This window comes from Vibrio vulnificus CMCP6 (assembly GCF_000039765.1).
GTDB lineage: Bacteria > Pseudomonadota > Gammaproteobacteria > Enterobacterales > Vibrionaceae > Vibrio > Vibrio vulnificus_B.
Window position 1 is genome coordinate 2,457,387 of record NC_004459.3, and the last position, 19,305, is coordinate 2,476,691.

The following is a 19,305-nucleotide window of genomic DNA, read 5'->3' on the forward strand; positions in this document are numbered from 1 at the left end:
CGGCACTATGCGGTAGCTTTTGTATTGCGTGCCTGCACCCCTTAACGCGGCGTTATGTTTAATCATGTAAAATCAGTTGGTTGCATCTTTTCTTGGCTTTCTAATTCTGGCTTTGTCGGCAAGTTAACTTCAGTGGTCGCTGTTTTCTGGACTCCAATTCTTTGGCGCTAAAAATTCAGAGAGTTGCCTCATTAAAATGTGGTGTTTGGGTGAGGTGAGTGCAGCTTGTTCAGTTTCAACGTTAGAGCTTCAGCTTTCGTTTTTCACGTAAAGACTCAATGTGAATTCAATCAATTTTATGAGTTAATTCAGTTTTTTAGCCTATGGTTTTGGTGTGCAAAGGTAAGTCGAGTTAAGCTCTTGGTATCGTAAAACTTAACCCTTTGAGTCTTAAACATAACAAGGCGTTCAAGAGGGATTCGTGCCGCGTGGCATTTTTGGTATGCGGTGAGTTTTGGTGGTGAAAGTGGTCTGCGGAAACTTGGTTTAGGCGGCACTCACCCCTTAACGCAGCGTTATAAATTTTTTAAAGGAGTCATGAGTGGCAAGCTCTGGTACATATTATTTAGGTCGAGTATTGAAACTTGGTACTCTCGATCAAGAAAAGTTAATGAATGCAATCAAAGAGCCTGTTTCCTTATCTTATAGAGGTTCATCTTGGACGTTCATTGACGTCCAAGAAGTTAAGGGTAACGGGGAGCATTATATTTTCGGTCGCCTAAGCAAATACAAGCCGTTAGGTGAGGTTACTGTCGTAGATACACATCGGAGAACAGAAGAAACACAAATTGAACCTAACTTGAAAGTTGCCTCTAGCCCTTTTGTATATATCCCGTCCCACTCGGGTATTGCGTTTCTTAATGTGTATAATCACATTGAACAAAAAGCTTTTGTTAATCGCTTTTGTTCTATTATCGAGGAAACTTATCAACGCTTTTTCGTTGATTGTGACATTGAGTTAGTCTCAGACTTACGCTCTTTTGCTGCGAAAGTATCATCATTGGATGGTATCTATCATGTTAACGCGAAAATATCTCCTCCAAACCCAATGTTCGGCTGTCTTTGGGCAGAGTTAAAGGACTACTTAATCAAACGAAACACTGATCGCATGACCGTCGTCGAAGATGCCCCAGAAAGTGAGCCGCTAAATACAGATCTGCCATATCACATAGAAAAAGCGGCAAACCAGACAGCAGATGAGCAATATGTGTCAGAAGAACCTCTTCCGATCGGGGACGCTGCAATACTTATGGCAGCAGACGGCTATGGTCATGGAACAGTTAAAGGGAAAAGAGATAATGAAGTTATAACTATTAAAACATCCGAGACAGTAAAGAACTTTTCCTTCGACAAAAATCCAGAGCCTGATGCTCTTTATCGTAAAGCTCTTGGAATATTTGACGAAATCAAAGAAAAAAGGCACCTGGGTCACTGATGAATCGAATTCTAGATATTTTTCGCTTTACTATTATTTCTCCGGAGTTTGTTGTTATTCTTCTGACGGTTGCAATGACATATAGTTATCCGGAAGTATTTGTACTTATAGGTGGAAAACTTAAAGGCAATACAGAACTATGGAAGTTTATCCCCTCATTGCCTGTTATCTTCACTGGCGTGACCTTTAAAGTGGCTCAAAAAGTTCATGCACCTTTGGAGAATACGTCCAACAAGCAACTTTACGAATGGAGCTCATTCAATAAGGTTTCTGATCGTATAATGGCGTCTTATTTGATTTGTATACTTTGTTGTGCCGCTAGTTTTACAATTTGGTTCTTCATGTCAGAGTTGAGTGAACTAATGTTAGGTTCAATATTATTGAGTTCAATCCTAATCTCTGGGTTAACTACGTTCCAAATTATCTTGGCAGCTCAAAAAATCAGGCAAGTCATAGAGCAATACACATAAAATTTATAACAAAGCATTTAAGAGTGATTCGCAACGCTCGGCATTTTCGCTTCGCTCAAGTATAGCCGAGCGCAGCTCACACCTTAATGCGGCGTTATATGCCTGAAATGAGAACTCCAAAATAATGTCAGAAGAACATATGCTTAGAGCTTTGGAAGTTTCTAAGTTTGCTTTGCCAAATTGCCTACCTAATCCACCAGTTGGTTGTGTGTTAGTTAAAGAAGGCAGTATTGTAGCCGAGGGCTTTACCCAAAAAATTGGCGGTAACCATGCAGAAGTGCAAGCGCTTGAAGCGTACTCAGGCGATATGGACAGTGTCACAGCCTACGTAACATTAGAGCCCTGTTCATTTATTGGTAGAACACCTGCCTGTGCTGCGACTCTCGTAAAGTCGGGCATTAAACATGTCGTTGTTTCAATACTTGACCCAGATCCACGCAATGGTGGGCGCGGGATTCAAATTCTTGAGCAAGCCGGCGTACAAGTAGATATTGGGCTATGTAGCAGTCAGGTTAGCGCTTTTTTAGAGCCATATCTGGGAAAGTCGTAGCGGCATATAACAAACGCCTCAAGAGGGACTGTCAACGCGTGGCGTTTCCAGTCCCAATGAGCCGCGGTGGTTACGGTTGTTGTGTTTGAGTTTAGTTGTTATGCGTTGCCAGCCCCTTAGGCGGGCGTTATGTTTTCGGAGGTAAAATGACAAGTCCGAGAGTTTTAAAAGCTCAAATTAAAGATGTTATTTGTGGCGAAAATGTCACCGTTATCGAGCCTTCTAATATTTATGGCTGTGAGCTAAAGGATGACGTGTTTATTGGTCCGTTTGTAGAAATACAAAAAAACTCCGTAATTGGCGCTCGAACAAAGATCCAGTCACACACTTTTATTTGTGAGTATGTAACCATTGGCAACGATTGCTTCGTTGGTCATGGGGTTATGTTTGCTAACGATCTTTTTAAGAACGGTCAGCCAGACCCAAATCCAGATAACTGGGGACGCACAGTTATCGCTAACAACGTTACAATTGGATCTAATGCAACAGTGTTACCAGTTAGCATATGCGATGGCGTAGTTATTGGTGCTGGTAGTGTTGTGACTAAGAACATTACAGAGAAAGGGATCTACGCAGGAAATCCGGCTAAAAAGTTAAGAGACTTGCCGTAAGTACAAACATAACAAACGCCTCAAGAGGGACTGTCAACGCGTGGCGTTTCCAGTCCCATTGAGCCGCGGTGGTTGCAGTTGTTGCGTTTGAGTTTAGTGGTAATGCGTTGCCAGCCCCTTAGGCGGGCGTTAGGCATCAGTGGCAATTATTCAGAAACTAATATTATGAAAGATATATTTAAACCAGTCTTAGATGACAATGAAGAAGTACTGTGGGTGGAAAAGCCTTATTTTATAGCATACATGCTAAATGCTTCTTTTGTGTTCTTATGCGGAATCCCACTATTTTTATTTTTAGGTAGGTCGTCCTCGGAACTTTTTCCTACAGATCCGGTGCAGCTTTTATCTGAGGGGTGTGTCATGTGGTTTGGTTTAGCGCTAATAATATACAAGTTACTAGTGTATCCAAACACGTTCTATGCGTATTCTAATAAGCGGCTTCTCTTTCGAAGTGGTTTTATGGGTATTGATTACAAAGTGATTGATTACGATAAGATCACAAATGCTGAAGTTAATATTAATCCAATTGAGAGTTTGTTTAACGTTGGAACAATCAAGATTTTTTGTGGTGAAGTCGGCGGTAAAGGTCAACAAATCACTAATGATATAATAGCGATCCCTTACCCAAATGATACATTCAAAAATATCAAACAAGTTTCTATCGATGTTAAGTCTGACTTGCACTATCCCAACTCACTCCGACCTGAAGAGAACCCCGGTTACAAGACCAAATACAAAAAATGATTGATTTTGTTGGGTAAGATGCCTAACAAACTGTTCAAGAGGGATTCGCAACGCGTGGCATTGTCACTATGCGTTGGTTTAAGTGTTTAAGGAGGCATGCAGCGGCATCGGTATTGCGTTGCTCACCCCTTAACAGGGCGTTATATGCTTTATCAGTTCAGGAGAAGAAATGGATATTTTAGTGGAACAAGAAATCGAACTTCATCAGTATGAGATACGTAAAAATAGAGCTGATATTGAACGCCTAATTCACCCGAGTTTTACTGAAGTTGGTAAATCAGGTAACAGTTTTAACTTTAACTCGATAATCGAAATGATGAGTTCAGAAAAGCCTTCGAATTTTCATGTTCATTCGCAAAAATATGAATGTATTCAACTTGAGCCGTCAGTTCAGCTTCTTAAATATGAATCAGCTTTAGTCAAAGAGTCTGGTGAAGTAAGCGATTATGCTAAACGTTGTTCTATTTGGGCTTTTACCGGGAGCTGCTGGCAGTTGAAGTATCATCAAGGAACGCCATGCGCGGCTTTTGAACTGATATAAAGCTAGGCTTGGTGGTCAGGCATATAACAAACAATTTAAGAGGGATTCCCAACGCTTGGCATTTTTGCTTCTACTTCAATTTTAGTGGTTACGGTACAATGTTTTAGGTTGGGTGGTAGCGTTGCTCACCCCTTAATTGGGCGTTATACCGCAAAGGAGAAATCAATGATAAAGCAAATAAGCGGTACAGATCAGTCGCTCTTATCTCTATCAAAAACAACCTTCTCCGAGCTAAGAAGAATCTATCGCCCGACTTCCGAAGCCCACAGAAATCCAGTTAGTTCAACAGATGAGTGGACTTGTTTGGGGTACTATTTGGATGACAAGTTAGTGGGTATTATAAAAGCTAAATTGTCTGGCAATATGCTTAATTTAAGTACACTTGCTGTCATGTCTGAGTACCGTAAAAGAGGTGTCGCTCGAAACTTAATTTTAGAGGCAGAGCGTATGTTCTCATCGGCAGATTTACTCTCAGTTTGGTGTGTTGAGCAAACTGGAAACGTGGAGATCTTTGAGGCATTAGGTTTCAAGGTTGCGGAGCGGGTTGCATCAGGTATTTTTGGGTTGGCTGACAACTCAAACGCTAAAGCAGTAGAAGTTCGTTTGGAGCGGCAGGCAGCGGTATAACAAATTGTTCAAGAGTGATTCGGCACGCGTGGCATTTTTACCATGCGTCAGGTTTTGTGGTTAAGGTGATATGCGGAGGCTTCGGTATTGCGTGCCTCACACCTTAACAAGGCGTTATGTGCTTGATGGAAAAACCCTACAATCTAGATCAACTGTAGGGTTTATGTAGTGTAGATATGATTGACTAAGACGCATGTTTTCTGAGCTCGTGTGGGTAAACTCTCATTCCATTTAAGGTGTTTTCGTACACAGAGAGCTCTTGAATGTAAGACCAAACGTGAGCGTCTGTGCTGGTTTGTGCCGCTAGACGAGAGATCACAGCGTCGATATTGCGGCCTGCATAATCTTTGTGAGGAACGAACAAATCCCTTATAGCTGACAACATAGTTAACTCCTTGTGTAATAAAATTACAGTGTTGTATAAATAAAACGTAGTAGGGTTTGTTTGTATGATCAAGTTAGGCGCATAAATTTAATTTAGATTTCATAATTGTAATTTTATGGTCAGACTACGCAGGGTACGCACATAACAAAGCATTTAAGAGTGATTCCCAACGCTTGGCATTCTCATCTCAAGGTTGGTTTTGTGTTTACGGTGCAATGGTTTAAGTTAGGTGGTTAGCGTTGCTCACACCTTAATGCGGCGTTATGCTTAATCACGTAAAATCAGTGGTTTATGGTTTTTCTTTGTTCCCTCGGCTGGTTGATTTCGAGTTTGTCGGCAAGTTAGCTTCATTGGGCGCTGTTTTCTGGACATTTATTCTTTGGCGCTGAAAATTCAGAGCGTTGCCTCAGTCAATTTTCGGGTAAGCGCGAGGTTAGGGAAGTTGGCTCAATCAGCAATTTTATCTTAGGTTTTTGAGTTTTAGCGGCCGAATTTCAAAGCCCAGATTTCCAAAACTATGAGTCATTTCGGTTTTCTATGTTTTGGCTTTTGTTTGTAAATCAAAGTCGAGTTAATCTTGTTTCTAGTAAAACGTAACCCATTGAAGCTTAAGCATAACAAGGCGTTTAAGTGGGATTTGGCACGCGTGGCATTTTCAGTTTGCGTTGGGTTCAGTGGTTACGGTACTGTGCGGTAGCTTTTGTATTGCGTGCCTGCACCCCTTAACGCAGCGTTATGTTTAATCACGTAAAATCAGTTGGTTGCACTCTTTTTTGCTCACGCAGCTTTCAAGTTTTTCCCTTGTCGGCAAGTTAACATCGTTGATCGCTGTTTTCTGGACTCCAATTCGTGGGCGCTAAAAATTCAGAGAGTTGCCTCATTGAAATGTAGTGTTTGGGTGAGGCGAGTGCAGCTTGCTCAGTTTTAAAGTTAGAGCTTCAGGTTTTCGTTTTCTAACATTGCAACTCAAAGTAAATCCAATTAATTTTATTAGTTAATTCAGTTTTTTAGGCTGTGGCTTTGGTGTGTAAAGGTAAGTCGAGTTAAGCTCTTGGTATCGTAAAACTTAACCCTTTGAGTCTTAAACATAACAAGGCGTTCAAGTGGGATTCATGCCGCGTGGCATTTTTGGTATGCGGTTGGTTTTGGTGGTGAAAGTGGTGTGCGGAAAGCTGGTTTAGGCGGCATTCACCCCTTAACGCGGCGTTAGGCAATAGAGGTAAAAATGAGCATTAGCGATATAAAAGATCTGATTCAAATATTTGGAAGTTTTGGCATTGGAGCAATAATAGGGGCTGGCTTTCTCTTTTTTGTATTAAAGTCATTCTTACCCGCTTATTTTACCGAAAAAGCTAAGAATCTCGCGACGAAAGAAGATATTGGAGAAATTACTAGTGAAGTTGAACAAGTCAAATCTGGTTATGCAGAGATGCTTGAAGAGGTTAAAAGTAACCATCAATTGAGACTAGCATCAATTGAAAGAGAAAAGCTCCTTAAGAAAGAAGTATACCTAGATAGTGTAGAAGCATTGACTAAGTATCAAGGCGCTTTAGGTTTGATGGCAAACCTTGATATTTCGAACCAGATAATAGCGGACTCATTTTCAGAGAACGCAGCTCAGATTGCTAAAATCACTCTGGTTGGGACGGAAATAACGGTAAAGAATTTAACTAACTTCACCGGTGAAGTAGGTGTAGCATATATGAGTCTTTTCCTCGAACGTGGTCTATTAATAAACCGTAAGGTTCATATCGAGTTCTTAGAAACTTATAGAAAAAAGCACAATGATGAAATCGAGCGCTGCTTAACCATTATGAAAAACATGAACTTAGATGGCGTCAGAGATGAAGGTGCATGGGGGCGTGTAAATCTTGCTTTTGAAAATGAGTGTAAGTCGCGAGATCAGATAGCATCTGAAATTGATGCGAATTGGGCTGTTCAAAATGAAGAACATTTTAAGTTTACTGAGCGTTGTATGTCTGAGTTTTTTCGAGTCAATGACTTAACTCCTCACCTCCTTCTTTCTGTGCGAGAGGAGTTAGATCTTGAGCTAGATGAAAGTGAGTATATTAAAATTCACGCAGCTAATTCACAGAAAGGTCGTGCAGTTTTCGAAACTTTTATGAGCAACCTGCAAAATATTGCCTAACAAAGCATTTAAGAGTGATTCGCAACGCTTGGCATTTTTCACTCCATCGTTGGGTTTTGTGTTTACGGTGGCATTGTTTAGGTTAGGTGGTAGCGTTGCTCACACCTTAATGCGGCGTTATACCTTTATCTGTAGTTATTTGGAGTCAGAGTGTTTTCAGATTTATTAAGAATATTAAAAGTGCTTTTTTCTGGCTTGGAGAAAGTAAAATCTATCTCTGATGATGCCCAAAGGCAAAAAGCACATGTACAAATATTTTCGACATACTTTGTCTTAAAAGACATGACCGAAGATGCCTTACGTCTTATGAACAGCTGTGGGTGGGATCCTGTTCATTATATCGGGTCACTCAAAGATGAAGACTTGAAGCCGTATCTCTCAGTTTGTGACTGTATTCTCCGTGAGCAAGGGGCTAGGCTATATGTGCTCCAGCAAGCCATCTTTTCAGATTCATGCCTTGCTTTCAAAGACTATGAGTTGCAGAAGCGGTTAAGGGAAATAATTGGTCATAAAAGTGATCGAGTACGGACTCTACATGGTGCAGCTTCTGGCTTGGTTATTAATGCAATGCTGCCGACTTGTGAAACACCAGAAGACCGCATTGAATTAATATTAAGCATGTCTGGTGTAGATCCTGATGCAGTTAATGCTAAAGAAATCGAAATAGAGATCAGAGAGTTTGAATCGTTACTTACTCGTTATAAAGAGTACGCGGAACAGCTTGTAGAACCATCAAACTTGATAAAAGTAATAGAAAAAGCCCGTTCAAATGCAAATGGTTAGAACAGGTATAACAAACTGTTTAAGAGGGATTCGCAACGCGTGGCATTTTTACTGTGCGTTGGTTTTAGTGTTTAAGGTGGTATGCAGCGACTTTGGTATTGCGTTGCTCACCCCTTAACAGAGCGTTATGTTTAATTACGTAAAATCAGCAGCTTGCATCTTTTCTTGGATTTCTAATTTTGGCTTTGTCGGCAAGTTAACTTCAGTGGTCGCTGTTTTCTGGACTCCAAATTGTGGGCGCTAAAAATTCTGCGAGTTGCCTCAGTCAATTTTCGGATAAGCACGAGGTTAGGGTGGCTGGCTCAATCGGAAATTTGATCTTAGTTTTTTGAATTTTGACTGTTAAGTTCAAAGTTTGATTTTCAAAATTTTGAGTCGTTTCAGTTTTTAGGTTTTGGCTTTTGTTTGTAAATCAAAGCAGAGTTAATCTTGGTTTTGGTAAAACGTAAGCCCTTGAAGCTTAAACATAACAAGGCGTTCAAGTGGGATTCATGCCGCGTGGCATTTTTGGTATGCAGTGAGTTTTGGCGGTGAAAGTGGTCTGCGGAAAGTTGGTTTAGGCGGCATTCACCCCTTAACGCAGCGTTAGTTGCCAACGAGGAAAAATGTACCTGAAGCAGAATGTTTAGGGCTAATGTCGATGTGTTTTTGGCTAGGTTTTCGTATTTCCATTTCTAGTTATTTGGATTTGTGAAAATCGTGTTTTGGTTCCTTGTGCGGTTTGGGTTTTCTGCTGCAGACGCTGATTAGCTTGTTGAAAGTCTGCTCTGCTGTATTGTCGTTCCAAAAGGTTTGTTTGGTGTTCAAAGTCCGTTTTCTACGGCGTTGTAAATTCCAAGTGGTTTCAGTGACAGACGCTTTGAAACTGCGCCTGATTTGAGTTTTCAGAACACATAACCTTAGTGTTGGCAAAGCGGTAATTGACTTCAAATGAAAGCGTTAGGCTTGGCAACTAACAAAGCATTCAAGAGGGACAGTCAACGCGTGGCGAGTTTGGTTTAAATCTTGGCATCTGTGTTTACGGTGTTAAATTGAAGTTCTGTGGTAGCGCGTTGCTGCCCCTTAATGCGGCGTTAAGCTACTAGGAGAAAATATGGCACGAGTTAGAGTATATCCACACAATGATTTGATGAATCTTGCGCATTATCAGAGAGAAACTATTCGTAATAAGTTAGCAAGCGATGAAGAATATGCATTAGCTTTAGATTGTTTATCATGTCTGATTTCATTGGCATTTTCAGTAGAAGCTCTCGTTAATTTCGTCGGTTCAAAGAGAGTTAAAGGGTGGGAAGAGCGCAAGCCTTACCATGACAAAATTTCTCAGGTGTGTTCTTCAGCAGGAGAAGAGTTTGATAAAAGTGTAGGTGTCTATAAATCGCTTTGGGAGCTGAAAGAATTGCGAGATTCAATCGCTCATGGGAAACCAATCGAATTTACTACAGATGTTAAAACTCGTGATGAATTACGCACGCAAATGCAATGCCCATGGGATAGCAGTTTGACTCCTGAACATGTAGAAACCAATTATGAAATCGTCAAAAATTTTGAACGAATGCTGTTTGAAAAATGTAAGATTAATATTGGTGAAACCGTTACCTCAGCGGTAATGGCGGGCAAGTAGCTTAACAATCTGTTTAAGAGTGATTCGCAACGCTTGGCATTTTTGCTATGCGTTGCGTGTAGTGTTTAAGGTGGTATGCGATAGCTTCGGTATTGCGTTGCTCACACCTTAACAGGGCGTTAAGTGTCAAAAGGAGAAATAATGGCAGCAAATGGAGCAATATACATACAAAGAGATAATGTTGATCTAAAAGATGTATTTGATGATGTGACAAGCGACAAAGGTATATTTAGAAAGCCAACGTACTACGATGTCAAGTTAGGTGAGGATGTTGTTCGATTCAATATTATGGAATCTTCAGAAATTCCTAATCATATTGATGGTTTTCTTGGGTACATCGCTTCTTTGAACAATAGCGACGATAGAAAAGAGAATACTAGTTACGCAATTAGTCATACAAAAGTTGTGCTTGGACTAGTTTCTGATACTGACTTTGAAGATAACCACAAGATCTGGCAAAGCCTATTTCAGATAGCAGACAAATATGACGGCTTTGTCTTCGTTTATGACAGCGTTCTTTTACCTAATGGGGCAGCCTTGGTTGGACCATTGGTACAAACAGACACTTAACAAAGCATTTAAGACGGATTCCCAACGCTCGGCATTTTTGGTTTGCTTCAACTTCGGTGTTTACGGCATCATACTTTAAGTTTGGTGGTCTGCGTTGCTCACCACTTAATGCGGCGTTATAAGCCAAAGAGGAAATATGGAAAATTCTTTAATACTTGTTACTCTCAGTGCGGAGCAAATATCCCAAGCTAAAGCGGTCAATGGGCAGCGCAAACAGATTACCCATGCATTGCTTTGCGGTTCTTATGGGCAAATGTTTGGTACTGAAAAACAGTGCTCGAAATACTACAACGTATGGAAAGATATTTTCCAAGACCTATTTTCCGAGTCAAAATCTGTGCAGGCTTGTGATGTGATTAATTATGAATCAACCTTTGATTTAGTGAACATTCTAATAGCTGCTGCTGACGAAAAGAAACAGGTTAATAAATGCATTAAACCAACTAAAGGTCAGAAACCTCAGCCAACAGAAAAGAAAGGGTTTTGGGCACGTATCTTTGGGTAGGCTTATAACAAGCAATTTAAGAGGGATTCACAACGCTTGGCATTTTGGGTTCTACTTCAAATTTAGTGTTTATGGCACAATGCTTTAGGTTGGGTGGTAGCGTTGTTCACCCCTTAATTGGGCGTTATGTTTACAAGGAGTATGATGAAAAAGGACAAATTTGCTCGAAAGCTTACAAAACTAGATGATCGTGCATATATACGGAGATGTATGTGGCCTGATTTAGATGTAAGGATAGAAAAAGAGTTTAAGACCTTTCAGAAAGAGTCTCTAGCTGCTTTTGGTGACGTGTACCTGACTCAATTGAAACAACGAAAAAAATACAGAAATTCAAACTTATTAAGTAGTCAGTTCCATAATGCAACATACGTAAAATTCGGTAGTAGAAGTCTAGGTATAGCTAAAATTCCAAATGAAAATAAGGAACCTTTGGCGATATGTAGTGAACGAAATGCGCAACTTTATTACACTCAAGGCTCAATTGGAGATGTTTTAGTAGTGCTTTCTCCGTACACCTCAGAGATCTACAATGTTCACGAAAAGAATATTGTCATTGCTAGATATAAACAACCTGTAGACATATCGCCTAGGTTGATTAATAAGCATCTAAAGGTTTTCAAAAAATATGCTTTGGCCTCGAGTCATGCCTCTGCTGGGTTATTATCGCCATACCTGTTTAGGCGTTGGCTACAGTTAAAAGATTTCAGGTACAAAGACAACAATAGAGCAGAACTGATACGTGTTATTGAAAGGGTTATTTTGGTCTCGCTTGCTGCAATTAGTGCTTGGTTGGCAAAATAAACATAACAAGCAATTTAAGAGGGATTCACAACGCTTGGCATTTTTGCTTCTACATCAAATTTAGTGTTTATGGCACAATCTTTTAGGTTGGGTGGTAGCGTTGTTCACCCCTTAATTGGGCGTTAGAAATTACAAGGAATGTATCTTGCGTAAAAATAAGATTTTTTGGGGCTTATCAGCCCTATGTCTGAGTATGCCCATTGCAGCGAGTAGCGCAGACAAATTGCTGTTAGAAGCGAACTCAAAGTTAGCATTATCGTATTCACCTTATCGCCTTGCTGAAGTTGAAACTACCGATTCAAAGTCGGTATTTGGTCAAATAATGGCAGGAACTCCTGGGCAAACAATTGCTGTAGTAGACAAACTTGTACTGAAAGATGTACTTGATAGTTTCCATCAAATGTGTGGCTATCAGCCAAGTCAAGTGACTGCCATAAATGTAGTCTCACATAGCTACCCAGAGTTTTATGAAGTGTGGGAGTTTGATGACAACGACTCACATATGGACAACGGAAAGTCAGCTCTATCATTGGTTTTAAAAGCTTTACCCAATAATGGTGGAACAGATATAGACATTTATGGGGATTGCCATCCCAAACCACTGAGTTTCACGAACCTAAAGTAATTTCTAACAAAGCATTTAAGAGGGATTCACAACGCTTGGCATTTTTGGTTTGAATCGGCTTTAGTGTTTACAGCACAATGGTTTAGGTTAGGTGGTGGCGTTGTTCACCCCTTAATGCGGCGTTATTCAGCTTAAGAAACTTCGAGGAAATAATGGAAGAAAAGTACAAAATCCACTCATTTTATATTCTAACAATTCTTTTAACGATAATTGTACTGTTAGTTACCGTAGAGTGGTCGACAATAGAAGGATTGAAAGATTACATATCTTTTGCACTTACTGTGTTTTCACTAGGTTTAGCTATTATAGCTATCATTTATTCTATGTATTCAAACTCATCTCTTACGTCGAGTTTAACGTTGCTGGAGACTTCAAGTAGTAAACTATCTTTGACATCAGAAAGTCTTTCTTCGTCTACTAATCAATTATCGGAAACTGTTCGAGGTATCCCAAAGGCCATTGAAAAAGTAGAATCCAGAGTTTCTGAAACTCATGATTTAGTTAAAAATTTGGAGTTAAGTGCTCCACCTTCAAATATTGTCGGGAATGTATCTGACGAGCTATCCGAGGGGTTTATAAATGACTTTATTAGTAGGTTATCTTACAACGGATTACTAACATTGTTTACTATCAACTTTTTCTATCGTCACAAAATGATATTTGAATTTGACGGAGAATTAGTAGAAGCGATGGAAATGGACAAAGATTATGCATTTGCTTCGTTTATAGCGATGAAAGCTATGGGGCTATTTAAAGTTAAAGATAAAGGAAGTGCTTATTTGGTAGTCGATTTTCATCCATATACCGACTCAATGATTGTCAAAGGGTTGAATGAAAAAATAGGCGAGTTGTTTTCTGATGAAGAAGACTTACTAAACGAAGTGAAAGAGGATTTCAATCGCTTTCAAGCTTATTTAAACTCAAAAATGGAAGCAGAAATCGCAGAATAACAAAGCATTTAAGAGTGATTCGCAACGCTTGGCGGTTTCGCTTCGCTCAAGTATAGCCAAGCGTCGCTCACACCTTAATGCGGCGTTAGTTGCCAACGAGGAAAACGCAGCTTAAACAGAATGTTTAGAGTTAAAGTCAGTGTGTTTTTGGTGGGGTTTCGTACTTCAATTTTAAATCGTTCGGGTTTGTGAAAATCGTTCTCAGGTTTCTTTTGTGGTTGGATTCGTTTCAGAAACCGAATCACTAGTTGAGAGTCAGCTCTGTGACATTGTCTTTTCAAATGAGCGTTTTGGTGTTGTCAGTTCGTTTTCTACGGCGTTGCGTGTTCCAAGTGGTTTCAGTGACAGGCGCTTTGAAACTGCGCCTGAACTGAGTTTTTCAAAGCACGTAAAGCAAGTGTTGGCAAAGTGGTAATTAACTTCAAGTCAAAGCTTTAGGTTTGGCAACTAACAAAGCATTCAAGAGGGATTCACAACGCTTGGCAGTTTTGGTTTGAATCAGCTTTAGTGTTTACGGCACAATAGCTTAGGTTGGGTGGTGGCGTTGTTCACCCCTTAATGCGGCGTTATATGCAGTGCAGCTCTGAAACATAGACATTAAGCTAAATTTATGATTTATGTGACCTCAGTTGCTTATTGTCATTCTTATTATCACTAAACTTGTCGAGTCTGTTCAAAGCAGAACATTGGCTTGCGAAATACAACGGAGATAATAAGGAAATATAATGAGAGTCTTAATTTTATTGTTGGCTACATTGTTTGTGAGTAATTCTGTCCTAGCTCATGGCGGAGGGTGTCGTAAGAGTTCACCACCTGGTCAATGTTGCCACAAAGACAATAGTACAGGCACAGTACATTGCCACTAGTCTGAACCTTGCATATAACAAGGCATTTAAGAGGGATTCAAAACGCGTGGCATTTGCGGTTTGAATCCATTTTTGTGTGTACTTTGTTCAATTTTAAATTGGGGGTAAGCGTTTTTCACCCCTTAATGCGGCGTTAGCTAACCAACGTAAGAATAATAATATGTAGTAAGGAAATATAGATGGCAGGTAATTTTCGAGTTCATGCATTTGGTATTGTTGGACTAAACGACAAAACTGATGACTTAGAGGACGTTTTAAACGATATACTCGCTGATGATATCGAGGACCGTGTTAGAACAATTGGTCAACACGAGATTCGAGTAGAACATATTGAGAAGGTTGACGGTGTATGGCATCTAGACTTTGTGAAATTTCGTGATGTTCATGGACCTGGTAAAGGTTCGAGAAAGACAAAGGTTTTAGGCTTTGACTTTAAGGCGGGTGAAGTTTTTTGTGAGGAAACTGCATTAATGTACTGCCCTAAGCGCAGTTACATTTTACTTCAGTATAACCATCATGGGGTTCGGTATTCTGCTATAGAGGATTACTTCAGTGTTTATAGTGGGAACCCTGATAATCAATATGAGCTTCAAGCCAAGTACGATGATGATGTGGATCGCAAGTTTACATCTAGGAAAGCGACTAAGTCGCTAACCTTGGCAATCGATCCTAGGCTGTTAAGCGATAAGGATCGAGACTCAAAGACAGCATTAGGCAGTGCAATTGAGTTGGGTGACAAGTCAAATGCGTCGAAGATTGAAATTACTATCACAGCAGGCAGAGAGAAGAAGCGTTTTCTTTCAAAGTTTATCGACGATACTGCGACAAAAATGAAAAAACTTGCAGAGAAAAATCCTGATGCAGTAGGTAAATTGCGTGCAGGAGTTGTTAGCTCGGGCGTCGATGAAAAACTGCAAGTTTTAGACTTAATTGAAGAGCGTTTGTGCCGAAACTTTACTGATATCCCTGTAGGCAACGATAAACGTTGGCCCAGAGATGCGAGATATAAAGCTCTCGAAAGGGCACGACGCGGTTGGAAAAAAATAATGGGTTAATTTTTATGCACTTATATGTTGAAAAATCATATCCATATGTTTTGGCTTCAGGTGCCAGCTTTGCGTGGTTCTATTTCAAAATGTCGTTTCCAGTAGGGAACGACATTTTGTCAGCATCTCTAACAATTGGAGCCATACTTACTGGCTTTTTAGCTACAGCAAAAACATTGCTTATGACTTTAGATACGCCTGTAATGAATAGGATCCGAAGTACAGCTTATGCTCAAGATTTAGCCTCTTACCTTGGTGAAGCTATTTGGCTATGCTTTGGCTTTTGTGTCTTAGCAATGGTTGGCTACTTTTGTAGTACTAGTAAACTTTGGTACGGGGTTGTTTGGATTTTTATTTCAATTGCAGCGTCATTTGCTTTCATTAGGGTGACGACGATCATGCTCAAAATCATTAAGCACCAACCAAGCAAAAGTTAGCTAACAAACAATTCAAGAGTGATTCAGCACGCTTGGCATTTTTGGTTTGGGTTCGGTTCAGTGTTTACGGTGTTCAAATGAAATGTCGTGGCAGCGTGCTTCACACCTTAATTGGGCGTTAGCTTACTCGCAAGCAGTAATACTATAAGCAGACTCAGAGTATTAGCATTTTGTTATTATTTCATCATTTCTATGAGTGATATCGGTATTAATAATGTCTAACTTCAATGTTGTGTTGGTGACCAGTTTTCTGTTCAATTTTGCGTTAGACATGATGGAAACTGAGAGTTTTAGGCTTGTAGCAGTAATGGTTTCCTTCTTTGTGTCGCTGTCGTTTATCCTAGATCAACAAACTTGGTTTCTATCGACGGCAGAGAAGTTTGCTGATTGGTCAAAGGCGTTTTTCATTGCCTATGTAACTTGTGAAATTACGCTGGTCATAAACTTGGTTTATGTCGTAGTTAACAAGTACAGTGTGAGTTCAATGGCTTGGTATACGCCAAGTTTATTGCTAGGCGCATTTTCTCTCTACAGGATGAGAAAAAACGCAACGTCTCAGTAAGCTAACAAAGCGTTAAAGAGGGATTCATGCCGCGTGGCATTTTTGGTATGCGGTGAGTTTTGGTGGTGATGGTGGTCTGCGGAAAGCTGGTTTGGGCGGCACTCACCCCTTAACGCAGCGTTATGTAACAAGGAGAGTTTGGCTAAATGGAAGTAATATCTGAAAGGCTACGGATGAAGCCATTATCGGGAAATGACTTGTCTTTATTTCTACAACTCCATACAAACCCAAGTGTCATTTCGCTCTGTTTCGATGAACTGCCAAAGTTAGAAATTGAGAGTAAATTTAAATCTCGATTAGCACCTTGGTTTGTAGATTCGGAGCATTGGTTATGTTTAGTTGTTGTCGAGTCCACAACGAATAAAGCAGTAGGTATAACAGGTTTTTGTGTTAACGATTCTGTTGCTGAAGTTGGGTTTATGTTTTTACCCGAATATCATGGGCTCGGGTATGGTACAGAGTCACTGCAAGCCCTCATAAATTATTCAATGTCAGAGTTCGGCATCGATAAATACAGTGCAGTTGTCACCGAGGGCAACATTGGTTCCGAAAAGGTACTTACAAAAGTGGGTTTTGTGCTCGATAGGATAGTGCCTCAAGCTTATGAAATTGGTGGTCATTTGTACGCAGACCATGTCTACAAATATGCGTAAAATTGTTACATAACAAGGCGTTCAAGAGGGATTCATGCCGCGTGGCATTTTTGGTTTGCAGTGAGTTTTAGTGGTGAAAGTGGTCTGCGGAAGGTTGGCTTAGGCGGCATTCACCCCTTAACGCAGCGTTATGCTTAATTACGTAAAATCAGTGGTTTATGGTTTTTCTTTGTTCCCTCAGCTTTTTAGTTTTGTGCTCGTCGGCAAGTTGGCTTTTTTGAGCGCTGTTTTTCGGACACTTATTCTTTGGCGCTAAAAACTCTGAGAATTGCCTCAATCAATTCTCGGGCAAGCGCGAGGTTAGGGCGGTTGGCTCAATCAGAAATCCATTTCTAGGTTTTCAAACTTCAAACCAGATTTGCCAAAATTCCGAGCCTGATTATCAAAACTATGATTCATTTCGGTTTTCTGTGTTTTGGCTTTTGTGTGTAAATCAAAGTCGAGTTAATCTTGGTTCTATTAAAACGTAACCCATTGAAGTTTAAGCATAACAAGGCGTTCAAGAGGGATTCATGCCGCGTGGCATTTTTGGTATGCGGTGAGTTTTGGTGGTGAAGGTGGTCTGCGGAAAGTTGGTTTAGGCGGCACTCACCCCTTAACGCAGCGTTAGCCGTCATGGAGCTTGCTATACTCAAAGTGATAGAATAGTATCACTTTAGTATTTCTTTGGAGCAGCTCTCATGAAAGTAGAACTAGTTACATCACTCAAACGCCAAGCAACAAAGATCCTTGCCGATCTCCACGACACTAAAGAACCAGTGTTAATTACCGAACATGGTAAGCCATCGGCATATCTGGTTGATGTTGATGATTACGAGTTTATGCAAAATCGTTTAGCGATTCTTGAGGGGATTGCACGAGGTGAACGTGCATTAGCTGACGGTAAAGTGGTGAGTCACGATGAAGCCAAGGACAAAATGTCAAAATGGCTGAAATAATCTGGACTGAGCCAGCGCTATCCGACCTCAATGATATCGCTGAATACATCGCACTTGAAAATATCGTAGCTGCAAAACAATTGGTTCAAGCGATCTTTTCTAAAGTCGAGCGCTTAGAGGCTTTCCCTGAATCGGGTCGCATTCCGCCTGAACTAGAACATCTAAGTTATCGTGAAGTTGTAGTTAATCCGTGCCGTATTTTCTATAAACAAGACGGCGACAAAGTATTTATTTTGTTTGTTATGCGTGCTGAGAGAGACTTGCGTAAGTTCCTATTGAGCAAGCAATAACCTTTGGGAATGAACGGCTAACAAACTGTTTAAGAGTGATTCGCAACGCGTGGCATTTTTACTATGCGTTAGGTTTAGTGTTTAAGGTGTGACATGCGGTGGCTTCGGTATTGCGTTGCTCACACCTTAACAGGGCGTTATGCTTAATCACGTAAAATCAGAGGTTTATGGTTTTTCTTTATTCCCTCGGCTGATTGGTTTTGTGCTTGTCGGCAAGTTGGCTTCTGTGAGCGCTGTTTTTCGGACACTTATTCTTTGGCGCTGGAAATTCAGAGAGTTGCCTCAATCAGTTTTCGCGTAAGCTCGAGGTTAGGGCAGTTGGCTCAATCAGCAATTTGATAGTAGGTTTTTGAGTTTTATCTGCCAAATTTCAAAGTCTCATTTTCAAAGATTATGAGTCATTTCAGTTTTTAGGTTTTGCCTTTTGTTAGCTAATCCTAGTCGAGTTAATCTTAGTTTTGGTAAAAATGTGGGCGTTGAAGCTTAAGCATAACAAAGCGTTCAAGTGGGATTTGGCACGCGTGGCATTTTTAGTTTGCGTTGAGTTCGGTGATTACGGCACTGTGCGGTAGCTTTTGTATTGCGTGCCTGCACCCCTTAACGCGGCGTTATGTGCTTTTGAGGAAAATTGACATGGAAGTAGTAGAAGCGAGTCCAGATTTAGCTCCGATATTAGTGAGGTACGCGAAAGAATGTTTGGAGTCGGGTATCCTTAAATATTCCAGCGTTGAGCAAGATCCTGAAGCTTATTTATTAGGTTTGGTTGAACGCTCTAAGGCAACTTCTGAGTTACCAAGCGGGTATTTACCCAGCACAACTTATTATTGCGTATCTGACTCTGAAATCTTAGGCGCTATTCGAGTTCGTAAAGGTACTAACGCCAACGTAGAAAATGTCATTGGGCATGTTGGCTACGAAACTAAACCGTCAGCTCGTGGTAAAGGTGTAGCTTCATTTCTCCTCGTTTGGGTGCGAGACCATGTTGTCACTGACTCAGTTATTGTTACTTGTTCAATTGACAATCCAGCGTCCCAAAAGGTTATCGAAAACTGTGGCGGTGAGTATCTTGGCAACTACACAAGCGAAAACGAGGGCACTGTAAGGCGCTACCGTTTAGCACGCACATAACAAAGCGTTCAAGAGGGA

At 40.5% G+C, this 19,305-nt stretch carries 23 protein-coding genes and 1 pseudogene; 23 read left to right on the forward strand and 1 reads right to left on the reverse strand.

From position 1 onward, the window contains the following. The first annotated feature begins 541 nt into the window (after positions 1-541). The 7 genes from VV1_RS11425 to VV1_RS11455 all read left to right on the forward strand — a co-directional run bounded on the left by VV1_RS11425 (position 542) and on the right by VV1_RS11455 (position 4,978). On the forward strand, positions 542-1,435 hold the full coding sequence (locus VV1_RS11425) for a DUF4747 family protein (protein WP_043920986.1): 894 nt from the start codon (positions 542-544) through the stop codon (positions 1,433-1,435). Then, positions 1,435-1,905: a hypothetical protein gene (locus VV1_RS11430; RefSeq protein WP_043920987.1), complete on the forward strand. Its 471-nt coding sequence runs from the start codon at positions 1,435-1,437 to the stop codon at positions 1,903-1,905. Before VV1_RS11425 ends, VV1_RS11430 begins: the two co-directional genes overlap by 1 nt. A 124-nt stretch (positions 1,906-2,029) precedes the next feature. Beyond that, entirely contained in the window at positions 2,030-2,455 is a 426-nt protein-coding gene (locus tag VV1_RS11435; RefSeq protein WP_011080284.1) for a bifunctional diaminohydroxyphosphoribosylaminopyrimidine deaminase/5-amino-6-(5-phosphoribosylamino)uracil reductase RibD, read from the forward strand. Between the two features lie 146 nt (positions 2,456-2,601). Then, positions 2,602-3,066, forward strand: coding sequence for an acyltransferase (locus tag VV1_RS11440; RefSeq protein WP_000203717.1), 465 nt, complete (start codon positions 2,602-2,604; stop codon positions 3,064-3,066). A 165-nt stretch (positions 3,067-3,231) separates the two neighbouring features. Further along, positions 3,232-3,810 carry a PH domain-containing protein gene (locus VV1_RS11445; protein ID WP_080553426.1) on the forward strand — a complete coding sequence of 193 codons (579 nt, stop codon included), beginning with the start codon at positions 3,232-3,234 and terminating at the stop codon, positions 3,808-3,810. A gap of 169 nt (positions 3,811-3,979) precedes the next feature. Next, positions 3,980-4,351: a nuclear transport factor 2 family protein gene (locus VV1_RS11450; protein ID WP_043920988.1), complete on the forward strand. Its 372-nt coding sequence runs from the start codon at positions 3,980-3,982 to the stop codon at positions 4,349-4,351. 165 nt (positions 4,352-4,516) lie between these two features. Beyond that, entirely contained in the window at positions 4,517-4,978 is a 462-nt protein-coding gene (locus tag VV1_RS11455) for a GNAT family N-acetyltransferase (protein WP_011080286.1), read from the forward strand. Positions 4,979-5,162: 184 nt separating this feature from the next. Here VV1_RS11455 and VV1_RS11460 read toward each other — a convergent pair whose 3' ends face one another. After that, positions 5,163-5,363: a hypothetical protein gene (locus VV1_RS11460; protein WP_043920989.1), complete on the reverse strand. Its 201-nt coding sequence runs from the start codon at positions 5,361-5,363 to the stop codon at positions 5,163-5,165. Between the two features lie 291 nt (positions 5,364-5,654). Between VV1_RS11460 and VV1_RS25120 the strand changes: the two are divergent. The 16 genes and pseudogenes from VV1_RS25120 (at position 5,655) to VV1_RS11540 (ending at position 19,287) form a co-directional block, all read left to right on the forward strand. Continuing rightward, positions 5,655-5,840: pseudogene (locus VV1_RS25120) on the forward strand (hypothetical protein). Between the two features lie 748 nt (positions 5,841-6,588). Next, entirely contained in the window at positions 6,589-7,512 is a 924-nt protein-coding gene (locus tag VV1_RS11465) for a hypothetical protein (RefSeq protein WP_011080287.1), read from the forward strand. Between the two features lie 150 nt (positions 7,513-7,662). Then, positions 7,663-8,295 (forward strand): hypothetical protein, encoded by a 633-nt coding sequence (locus tag VV1_RS11470; RefSeq protein ID WP_043920990.1) that lies wholly within the window; start codon positions 7,663-7,665, stop codon positions 8,293-8,295. Between the two features lie 1,093 nt (positions 8,296-9,388). Beyond that, a complete protein-coding gene (locus VV1_RS11475; RefSeq protein WP_243742139.1) occupies positions 9,389-9,916 on the forward strand; it encodes a hypothetical protein in 528 nt (175 codons plus the stop codon). Positions 9,917-10,057: 141 nt separating this feature from the next. Then, positions 10,058-10,486: a hypothetical protein gene (locus tag VV1_RS11480; RefSeq protein ID WP_011080291.1), complete on the forward strand. Its 429-nt coding sequence runs from the start codon at positions 10,058-10,060 to the stop codon at positions 10,484-10,486. A gap of 136 nt (positions 10,487-10,622) precedes the next feature. Beyond that, entirely contained in the window at positions 10,623-10,991 is a 369-nt protein-coding gene (locus VV1_RS11485; protein WP_011080292.1) for a hypothetical protein, read from the forward strand. Between the two features lie 210 nt (positions 10,992-11,201). Next, complete coding sequence (locus VV1_RS11490) at positions 11,202-11,792, forward strand: hypothetical protein (protein ID WP_133295513.1); 591 nt, start codon at positions 11,202-11,204, stop codon at positions 11,790-11,792. A 145-nt stretch (positions 11,793-11,937) separates the two neighbouring features. Then, a complete protein-coding gene (locus tag VV1_RS11495) occupies positions 11,938-12,417 on the forward strand; it encodes a hypothetical protein (RefSeq protein ID WP_043920992.1) in 480 nt (159 codons plus the stop codon). Between the two features lie 152 nt (positions 12,418-12,569). Further along, positions 12,570-13,367: a hypothetical protein gene (locus VV1_RS11500; RefSeq protein WP_043920993.1), complete on the forward strand. Its 798-nt coding sequence runs from the start codon at positions 12,570-12,572 to the stop codon at positions 13,365-13,367. A gap of 1,045 nt (positions 13,368-14,412) precedes the next feature. Then, positions 14,413-15,288, forward strand: coding sequence for a DUF6731 family protein (locus tag VV1_RS11510; RefSeq protein WP_011080297.1), 876 nt, complete (start codon positions 14,413-14,415; stop codon positions 15,286-15,288). Next, positions 15,267-15,716, forward strand: coding sequence for a hypothetical protein (locus tag VV1_RS11515; protein WP_133295512.1), 450 nt, complete (start codon positions 15,267-15,269; stop codon positions 15,714-15,716). Before VV1_RS11510 ends, VV1_RS11515 begins: the two co-directional genes overlap by 22 nt. Positions 15,717-15,930: 214 nt before the next feature. Then, a complete protein-coding gene (locus VV1_RS11520) occupies positions 15,931-16,278 on the forward strand; it encodes a hypothetical protein (RefSeq protein ID WP_043920995.1) in 348 nt (115 codons plus the stop codon). A gap of 146 nt (positions 16,279-16,424) precedes the next feature. Further along, positions 16,425-16,931 (forward strand): GNAT family N-acetyltransferase, encoded by a 507-nt coding sequence (locus tag VV1_RS11525; RefSeq protein ID WP_043920996.1) that lies wholly within the window; start codon positions 16,425-16,427, stop codon positions 16,929-16,931. 680 nt (positions 16,932-17,611) lie between these two features. Continuing rightward, positions 17,612-17,869, forward strand: a complete 258-nt coding sequence (locus tag VV1_RS11530) for a type II toxin-antitoxin system Phd/YefM family antitoxin (protein WP_005448240.1) — start codon at positions 17,612-17,614, stop codon at positions 17,867-17,869. Then, the gene (locus VV1_RS11535) at positions 17,857-18,159 is read left to right on the forward strand and encodes a type II toxin-antitoxin system RelE/ParE family toxin (RefSeq protein WP_011080278.1); all 303 of its coding nucleotides are present in this window, start codon (positions 17,857-17,859) and stop codon (positions 18,157-18,159) included. Before VV1_RS11530 ends, VV1_RS11535 begins: the two co-directional genes overlap by 13 nt. Positions 18,160-18,792: 633 nt before the next feature. Continuing rightward, positions 18,793-19,287 carry a GNAT family N-acetyltransferase gene (locus VV1_RS11540; protein ID WP_011080299.1) on the forward strand — a complete coding sequence of 165 codons (495 nt, stop codon included), beginning with the start codon at positions 18,793-18,795 and terminating at the stop codon, positions 19,285-19,287. Positions 19,288-19,305 lie beyond the last annotated feature (18 nt).

What these genes read in the sequence shown, in the direction of transcription:
- VV1_RS11430 (WP_043920987.1), top strand. Translation starts at nt 1,435, where the DNA reads ATGAATCGAATTCTAGATATTTTTCGCTTTACTATTATTTCTCCGGAG.
- VV1_RS11435 (WP_011080284.1), top strand. Translation starts at nt 2,030, where the DNA reads ATGTCAGAAGAACATATGCTTAGAGCTTTGGAAGTTTCTAAGTTTGCT.
- VV1_RS11440 (WP_000203717.1), top strand. Translation starts at nt 2,602, where the DNA reads ATGACAAGTCCGAGAGTTTTAAAAGCTCAAATTAAAGATGTTATTTGT.
- VV1_RS11445 (WP_080553426.1), top strand. Translation starts at nt 3,232, where the DNA reads ATGAAAGATATATTTAAACCAGTCTTAGATGACAATGAAGAAGTACTG.
- VV1_RS11450 (WP_043920988.1), top strand. Translation starts at nt 3,980, where the DNA reads ATGGATATTTTAGTGGAACAAGAAATCGAACTTCATCAGTATGAGATA.
- VV1_RS11455 (WP_011080286.1), top strand. Translation starts at nt 4,517, where the DNA reads ATGATAAAGCAAATAAGCGGTACAGATCAGTCGCTCTTATCTCTATCA.
- VV1_RS11460 (WP_043920989.1), bottom strand. Translation starts at nt 5,363, where the DNA reads ATGTTGTCAGCTATAAGGGATTTGTTCGTTCCTCACAAAGATTATGCA.
- VV1_RS11465 (WP_011080287.1), top strand. Translation starts at nt 6,589, where the DNA reads ATGAGCATTAGCGATATAAAAGATCTGATTCAAATATTTGGAAGTTTT.
- VV1_RS11475 (WP_243742139.1), top strand. Translation starts at nt 9,389, where the DNA reads ATGGCACGAGTTAGAGTATATCCACACAATGATTTGATGAATCTTGCG.
- VV1_RS11480 (WP_011080291.1), top strand. Translation starts at nt 10,058, where the DNA reads ATGGCAGCAAATGGAGCAATATACATACAAAGAGATAATGTTGATCTA.
- VV1_RS11485 (WP_011080292.1), top strand. Translation starts at nt 10,623, where the DNA reads ATGGAAAATTCTTTAATACTTGTTACTCTCAGTGCGGAGCAAATATCC.
- VV1_RS11490 (WP_133295513.1), top strand. Translation starts at nt 11,202, where the DNA reads ATGTGGCCTGATTTAGATGTAAGGATAGAAAAAGAGTTTAAGACCTTT.
- VV1_RS11500 (WP_043920993.1), top strand. Translation starts at nt 12,570, where the DNA reads ATGGAAGAAAAGTACAAAATCCACTCATTTTATATTCTAACAATTCTT.
- VV1_RS11510 (WP_011080297.1), top strand. Translation starts at nt 14,413, where the DNA reads ATGGCAGGTAATTTTCGAGTTCATGCATTTGGTATTGTTGGACTAAAC.
- VV1_RS11520 (WP_043920995.1), top strand. Translation starts at nt 15,931, where the DNA reads ATGTCTAACTTCAATGTTGTGTTGGTGACCAGTTTTCTGTTCAATTTT.
- VV1_RS11525 (WP_043920996.1), top strand. Translation starts at nt 16,425, where the DNA reads ATGGAAGTAATATCTGAAAGGCTACGGATGAAGCCATTATCGGGAAAT.
- VV1_RS11530 (WP_005448240.1), top strand. Translation starts at nt 17,612, where the DNA reads ATGAAAGTAGAACTAGTTACATCACTCAAACGCCAAGCAACAAAGATC.
- VV1_RS11535 (WP_011080278.1), top strand. Translation starts at nt 17,857, where the DNA reads ATGGCTGAAATAATCTGGACTGAGCCAGCGCTATCCGACCTCAATGAT.
- VV1_RS11540 (WP_011080299.1), top strand. Translation starts at nt 18,793, where the DNA reads ATGGAAGTAGTAGAAGCGAGTCCAGATTTAGCTCCGATATTAGTGAGG.